The following is a 2,500-nucleotide window of genomic DNA, read 5'->3' as shown; positions in this document are numbered from 1 at the left end:
CGAACTCCTCCGTTACGCTTTGGGAGGAGACCGCCCCAGTCAAACTGCCTACCATGCACTGTCCCCGATCCCGATAAGGGACCTAGGTTAGAACCTCAAACACACCAGGGTGGTATTTCAACGTTGGCTCCACGAGAACTAGCGTCCTCGCTTCAAAGCCTCCCACCTATCCTACACAGATCTGTTCAAAGTCCAATACAAAGCTACAGTAAAGGTTCATGGGGTCTTTCCGTCTTTCCGCGGGGAGATTGCATCATCACAAACATTTCAACTTCGCTGAGTCTCTGGAGGAGACAGTGTGGCCATCGTTACGCCATTCGTGCAGGTCGGAACTTACCCGACAAGGAATTTCGCTACCTTAGGACCGTTATAGTTACGGCCGCCGTTTACTGGGACTTCAATCAAGAGCTTGCACCCCATCATTTAATCTTCCAGCACCGGGCAGGCGTCACACCCTATACGTCCACTTTCGTGTTTGCAGAGTGCTGTGTTTTTATTAAACAGTCGCAGCCACCGATTTTTTGCAACCGCTTTGGGCTCCCCTTGTGCAGGATCACCTACTTGCGGCATACCTTCTCCCGAAGTTACGGTATCAATTTGCCGAGTTCCTTCTCCAGAGTTCTCTCAAGCGCCTTAGAATACTCATCTCGCGCACCAGTGTCGGTTTGCGGTACGGTCGTGTGTAGCTGAAGCTTAGTGGCTTTTCCTGGAAGCTGGGTATCACTCACTTCGGCTGCAAGCAGCCTCGTTATCACCCCTCATCTAAGCCCGGCGGATTTGCCTACCGGGCACGACTACAGGCTTGAACCAACATATCCAACAGTTGGCTGAGCTAACCTTCTCCGTCCCCACATCGCACTACACATCGGTACAGGAATATTGACCTGTTTCCCATCAGCTACGCATCTCTGCCTCGCCTTAGGGGCCGACTCACTCTACGCCGATGAACGTTGCGTAGAAAACCTTGCGCTTACGGCGAGGGGGCTTTTCACCCCTTTAACGCTACTCATGTCAGCATTCGCACTTCTGATACCTCCAGCATCCGTTACCAGACACCTTCACAGGCTTACAGAACGCTCTCCTACCACGTGCAATGAATTGCACATCCGCAGCTTCGGTAACTGGCTTAGCCCCGTTACATCTTCCGCGCAGGACGACTCGATCAGTGAGCTATTACGCTTTCTTTAAATGATGGCTGCTTCTAAGCCAACATCCTGACTGTTTTAGCCTTCCCACTTCGTTTCCCACTTAGCCAATTTTAGGGACCTTAGCTGGCGGTCTGGGTTGTTTCCCTCTTGAGTCCGGACGTTAGCACCCGGTGCTCTGTCTCCCAAGCTGTACTCTGCGGTATTCGGAGTTTGCATAGGTTTGGTAAGTCGCCATGACCCCTAGCCTAAACAGTGCTCTACCCCCGCAGGTAATACTTGAGGCACTACCTAAATAGTTTTCGGAGAGAACCAGCTATTTCCAAGTTTGTTTAGCCTTTCACCCCTATCCACAGCTCATCCGCTAATTTTGCAACATTAGTCGGTTCGGACCTCCAGTACCTGTTACGGCACCTTCATCCTGGCCATGGATAGATCACTTGGTTTCGGGTCTACACCCAGCGACTGATTCGCCCTATTCGGACTCGATTTCTCTACGGCTTCCCTATTCGGTTAACCTTGCCACTGAATGTAAGTCGCTGACCCATTATACAAAAGGTACGCAGTCACCCTTGCGGGCTCCTACTTTTTGTAAGCATGCGGTTTCAGGATCTATTTCACTCCCCTCCCGGGGTTCTTTTCGCCTTTCCCTCACGGTACTGGTTCACTATCGGTCGATTACGAGTATTTAGCCTTGGAGGATGGTCCCCCCATATTCAGACAAGGTTTCTCGTGCCCCGCCCTACTTTTCTCTAGCTCAGTACCGCTCGTCTGTTTTCGCATACGGGACTATCACCCACTATGGTCGGCCTTTCCATGCCGCTTTGCTAACAGTCGAGGTATCACTAGAAGGCTGTTCCGATTTCGCTCGCCACTACTTTCGGAATCTCGGTTGATGTCTTTTCCTCGAGCTACTTAGATGTTTCAGTTCACTCGGTTTGCCTCGCATACCTATGTATTCAGTATGCGATACCCTTGCGGGTGGGTTTCCCCATTCAGAAATCTCCGGATCAAAGCTCATTTGCCAGCTCCCCGAAGCTTATCGCAGGCTATCACGTCTTTCGTCGCCTGTAATCGCCAAGGCATCCACCACATGCTCTTAGTCACTTGACCCTATAACTTTGACGTCTCTTGCGAGACAATCTCAGCTGTATCAAAGACTTGCGAGGTCTCTCACCTCGCGCGTTATGCCGTAATGTGAATGATTCTTTCGCTTTCATTGATTTCTCAATGAATGCTTAGAGAATGATTCGTCATTACTTAAGAATTTAACAAAGTTAAATCTTGTTTTGACGCAATCAAAAATGTCGTTAGCGGCACGGTCTGCACTAAACCTTTACGAATGTGCAGTTTCC

1 rRNA gene (cut by a window edge) is annotated in these 2,500 nt (G+C 50.2%); it reads right to left on the bottom strand.

Annotated elements, in window-relative coordinates:
* Window positions 1–2,258: ribosomal RNA gene (locus M9799_RS13875) — 23S ribosomal RNA — on the bottom strand; it reaches 617 nt to the left of the window's first position.
* Window positions 2,259–2,500: the final 242 nt, after the last annotated feature.

Origin of the sequence: Comamonas endophytica (assembly GCF_023634805.2) — a bacterium.
GTDB classification, from domain to species: domain Bacteria; phylum Pseudomonadota; class Gammaproteobacteria; order Burkholderiales; family Burkholderiaceae_C; genus Comamonas; species Comamonas endophytica.
This window is presented reverse-complemented; position numbering and strand designations above follow the sequence as displayed.